The following is a 4,643-nucleotide window of genomic DNA, read 5'->3' on the forward strand; positions in this document are numbered from 1 at the left end:
CAGCCCCAACGCATACGAACGCCGACACCACACCGCTAAACTCACGCTCGCCGCGTGATCAATAACCGCGTGCCCACCTTCACGGGGGAAGGCCCCACGGGAACTGAGTTCCAGCCACACATGCATCCAGGCATGCTGCGCCTGCTGGGGTGTGACGCTGATCTGGGGGGTTTCCTGCAGCCACGTGCGGTTGGCCCAGGCGTACTGCATGCAGGCCAGCACCAGCCTGGATGCCACGTTGCGGCTCGGCAGCCGGTCATGGCTTGCCGAGAGCGCGTCGCAGAGAGTGCTTCGGCTGAGCCCCGTGAGGCCAGCCAGCTGGGTGTAGGACGGTGTGCCGGCCCATAGCCGCAGTTGCCGCAGAGCCTCCACGAAGCCCGCTGCAGAGGTTGCCCTGCTCACGGACGGTGGCACCGCCGCCCAGGAGCCGTCTGGCCGCGGCATCGCTCCTCTCTGTGCGAGCAGCCACTGCTCGGTCCAGTGTTGGGCGCTGCCCTCGCAGGCCTCTGCGTAGGCGAGAGTGACCTCAAGAGTGGGCAGGATGTCTCCACTTGCTGCCCTGGCCAGTGTCGTGACGGAGAACTGGTGCTTGATGCGGCGGGACATGGAGGAATAGGTGGGGCTGCCTGCGTCGTGACGCAGCCTGCGCAGCTGGCGCGCGAAACTCGAGAACGGCGCGTCATGGGCGATGGACTTTTCCGGGCGTGTCATCGGGCGGTGTCTCTCTCGGGCATGAAGGAAGGGGCGGTGCCACCGGTGTGGCACCGCCGAAGCGAACGTCAGGTCAGGCGGCGGAAGCAGGCCGTGCAGTCAGTTCCCGGGCAGCGGCGCCCATGGCGATGACGGCGGCGACGGCTGAGCTGAGGTCGGAGCCGAGGAGGACGAGAACGAGAACGACGACGATCACCGGGTAGTAGCCAGGCAGATCGACAAAGCCGCCCTTGGGCAGGCAGAGGCGATAGGTTTGCATGGGGGCGTGATCCCTTGGTCCGGACGGTAGTTGAGGTCACGTCAGGAGTTGCCGCTCATGACGCGGCCTCCACTCTTGCAGGCCAGGCGCCTTGTCGACAGTTGATCCGTGGCCCTCGTTTTTCGGATGTGTCCGGGCCGAGCAGGCGGTTCACCGTCGCTGCGGGCTGATTGTCCCGTCACCGACCGGGCCAGTGCGATAACACCCAGAGCTGTCACAGCCCACAGGCCTGGTTGTTCGTAATCGTTCGCCGGCATTCGGCAACCGAATGCGACTAGCGCAAGCAACTCTCGCGGCCGATGCTCTTCTTGGCGCCCCGCTCTCGAACGGGGTGGCGCGCGGCTGGCTTTCCCTTGGTCCGGACAGCACGCTGCAGTCTTGGGGAATACGTCCGTTGCCGCGGACCCCCATTGTCCGCCGGGGGGCAGGTCCAAGGGCCTGCCCCTTGGCGGGCGAGATCGCCCCACCAGGCCCGGACCGCGGCGCTGTCTGATGAGCCAGGGCTACGCCGTACACGCATCGGCACCGTGCACACGCCCGACTGCGCGCCTCTGCCCACCGACACCTGGAGGCGGCCCAATTCCGCCTGCTCGTCGAGGCAACATACTGGCAGTAGCCCGACCGGCGCTGTGGGCGCGGAAGTGTTGCCGGGTGGAGCGGCCGCCGCGGGGAAGGGCGGGGCTCGGCCTCGTGCGTGTTGCCTGGTGCTGAGTCGGCAGGAGACAGCGCATTTCGTGGGGCCGCAACGGCGAACCACCTCCAGGGCGCTGACCGGGACGGCACACTGTGACCACTCTGCAAGGTGCGGAATGAGGGGCGGGGATGGTGGACCGTTCGATGGGGCGTGCGAGGGCGTTGACGCTGACGGTGTGCCTTGTCCTGGCCGTGGGCTGTCTCGTGGCCTACCGGTTCCTCTCCCGCGGGGAAACGTCTGAGGATCCGATCGACCTGCGTGCCGTGGACTGGCGCAGCATCGAGATCCCGGGGGCGTTGTGCAGGTCTCCCGAGCCGATCCGTCTGCGTGAGGGCTTGGCCGTCAACGTGCCGTCAGAGTTCGACGGGCCGGAGCCGAACATGCCGCAGGACGTTGCGATCCTCATGGAGGAGATCTTCTACGGTGACATCACCGGGGACGACCGTGACGAGGCGGCACTTCCTGTGATATGTGGAAATCACGACTCCACCGCGGCAGGGCAGAGAGCCATGGGCGTATTCGTTTTCGACGGCAGTGCACAAAAACTCTCAGTACTGGGCACTCTGACGAGCCGTGAGCCCCGGCTCGGTGAACCGCCGAATCTGCTGAAGGTGGAGTCGATGAAATCCGGCCGTATCACGGCCCTCGACCGTTTCTATCTGGAGGACGACTACAATTGCTGCCCGTCGGGGGAGGCGAGAGAGACGTGGGTCTACCGGCAGGGCCGTCTCGCGGCCCGCTGAGTGCGGGCCGCGCATCAGAACAGGTGGAACTCCCGCAGCACATGCAGGGTGCCGGCACTGACGGTCACGAAGGCCCCGCAGGAACTCAGTGTCGTCGTCAGGATGCTCGCGCCGAGGTGCGGCAGGACGATGAAAGCGACCAGTGCGGCGACAAGGGCGCTCAGCGCCGCGATGGCGAGGGTCATGACCCTGACAGCGGGGCTCGGCGTAGGCATGGTGTCCGTCCTTGGTAGTCGTCGTGCGGAGTGCTCCACACCGTGATGCAGGACGCCCGGACACATCCAGTCCAAGATCATGGCAATTGCGGACACCGGCATTGATGCAGGTGAACCCGCTGAAGTGTCCGGATTTGCACCGGATCTGCGCGATGGCCAGCCCGGGGCCGTCCCGTCCGCGATACTGCTGAAGCACAGTCAGGGGGCGGGCGACATGACCGAGCAGACGCCGACGTGGCAGGAACTCCTCAACACCGCCGTCGCGGAGCGAACGCCGCGGGCGTTCCGCGCGGCACTGAACGGACTGCGCGCGGACGGTCTCTCTTACGACCACCTGGTCGAAGTCGCCAACGGCATCGTCGGCAAGAAAAACGCCCCCGGCTTCGAACGGAGCGTGAACGGTCCGGCCAAGGGCACCTGGCTCAACGCACTCACCGTGAAGGGCAGGAAGGCCGACAGACTCCCGGGCTGGAAATACGTCGAACTCCTGGTGCTGGCGTACTGCAAACACCACGTACTGGACGACGGCACACGCGACGGCCTCCTCGGCCGCTGGGCCGACGGCTACACAGCCTGCGGCGGCCGGCCACGTCCGCGCTACCGCGGTACGCCCGAGAACCAGCCCCCGGACACCGGGGCGGCGCGGCGGATCCGTACGCCGTACGCGATAGGCGCCGCCACCATGGTCGTGGTGCTGGCAGCCGGCTCGGCATACGTTCTCTGGGACCCGGCCCCGGAGGCTTCGCCGCTGTCGGTGGACGATGTGTCCTTCCTCGGACTGAGCACAGGCGACTACGTCTTCACATCCACGATGAAGCTGTCGGCCTCCCAGGTGGAGAAGCTGGAGCACGAGGATTACGGAAAGGGCAAGACGTTCGAGGACTGGTTCGATGAGAACGAGGGGGTACCAGCCGGTTTCCGAACCATCTCGCTCACCGTCAGCGGACGCAGCAAGAAGGAAATCCGCATCACGAACATGCAAATCCTCAAACGAGAATGTTCGCCGCCGCTCACAGGCACGTTCTTCCTCAACGGCGGCACCAACGGAGGTGAATCCAAGACCAGAACCTTGTTCTTCAACCTGGACGACCAGGTCCCCGAACCCACCGACGGGAACAACGAACCATACTTCGCCCGCAAGAGCATCACCCTGAAGTACGGGGAGACTGAAACCATCGTGGCGTTTGTCAACACCAATGAACGTTCCTGCAGCTTCACATTCCGCTTCACTGTGGTCGTGCCGGGCCGCGATCCGGTGAAACAAGAAGTCAGCAACAACGGAAAGCCGTTCCAGCTGACCTCGGTCGCCCAGAACTTCGAGGGACCGCATCCCTACGACCAGTACCAGGCGATGTACGTAGGGGGAGTCGCGGCTCCTGTCGGCGCCGGAATCGTCCCGGCAGACCCCTCCACCTACAACGGAGACCCTCAGTCCCTCGCTGAGCCCTGAGAGACTGAAGCGAGGTCACCGAGCCGGTGAGTCATGCCGCTGTTGCCGCAGGACCCTCCCAATGAGTCCAGGCCACCCGGCCCCTTGCGGTAGTCGACCGATACCGCGGCATACCGTGGCCCCCTTCCCTGCGGAGCACGGACGGCTCTACGCTTGCATGGCGGCCGGAAGTGCACAGCCAGGCGTCAGCGCAGTTATGCGGGGGAGACCGTGGACGTCCCGACACTGATTCTGTTGGGGGCTGCAGGCGGGCTGCTACGCGGAGTCCTGGATCTGTACACCCGGTTCGGGACCTGGCAGGCGGACCGCCGCCTCCACCGCCAGCTGAGCGCGGAAGGCGCAGCACAAGGAGATCCCCCGCGGTTTCAGACGTACTTCGACCTGGCTGTCGACATCCCCGCGGCCGTCGTGCACAGCCTGATGGGTGCCGGGGCTGCCATGCTGTTCGGCACCACGGGGCAGATCAGCGGCGAGTATGTCTCTCCCCTCGTAGCGTGAAGACCATGACTGCAGGGGAAGTTGGGAGTCATGGCGGAGATGCGACGGAAGTTCGATCCGGAGTTCCGTGAGG

The 4,643-nt window shown here is 65.6% G+C and carries 5 protein-coding genes and 1 pseudogene; 3 read left to right on the forward strand and 3 right to left on the reverse strand.

Going from position 1 to position 4,643, the window contains the following annotated elements; all coding sequences use genetic code 11:
* A pseudogene (locus tag ABT300_RS41575) lies at positions 1–711 on the reverse strand (hypothetical protein); the annotation flags it as partial.
* 73 nt (positions 712–784) lie between these two features.
* Positions 785–970: a hypothetical protein gene (locus ABT300_RS41580; protein WP_351687677.1), complete on the reverse strand. Its 186-nt coding sequence runs from the start codon at positions 968–970 to the stop codon at positions 785–787.
* Between the two features lie 822 nt (positions 971–1,792).
* Between ABT300_RS41580 and ABT300_RS41585 the strand changes: the two genes are divergently transcribed.
* Entirely contained in the window at positions 1,793–2,407 is a 615-nt protein-coding gene (locus ABT300_RS41585) for a hypothetical protein (protein WP_351687680.1), read from the forward strand.
* A gap of 14 nt (positions 2,408–2,421) precedes the next feature.
* Here ABT300_RS41585 and ABT300_RS41590 read toward each other — a convergent pair whose 3' ends face one another.
* The gene (locus tag ABT300_RS41590) at positions 2,422–2,622 is read right to left on the reverse strand and encodes a hypothetical protein (RefSeq protein ID WP_351687683.1); all 201 of its coding nucleotides are present in this window, start codon (positions 2,620–2,622) and stop codon (positions 2,422–2,424) included.
* A gap of 79 nt (positions 2,623–2,701) precedes the next feature.
* On the opposite strand from ABT300_RS41590, the gene ABT300_RS41595 reads away from it, so the two are divergent.
* Together ABT300_RS41595 and ABT300_RS41600 are read left to right on the forward strand one after the other, a co-directional pair.
* Entirely contained in the window at positions 2,702–4,072 is a 1,371-nt protein-coding gene (locus ABT300_RS41595) for a hypothetical protein (protein ID WP_351687686.1), read from the forward strand.
* Between the two features lie 210 nt (positions 4,073–4,282).
* Positions 4,283–4,570 carry a hypothetical protein gene (locus ABT300_RS41600; RefSeq protein WP_351687689.1) on the forward strand — a complete coding sequence of 96 codons (288 nt, stop codon included), beginning with the start codon at positions 4,283–4,285 and terminating at the stop codon, positions 4,568–4,570.
* The last annotated feature ends 73 nt before the right edge of the window (positions 4,571–4,643 follow it).

The organism is Streptomyces sp. NPDC001027 (assembly GCF_040299045.1).
In the GTDB taxonomy this organism is placed as follows: Bacteria; Actinomycetota; Actinomycetes; order Streptomycetales; family Streptomycetaceae; genus Streptomyces.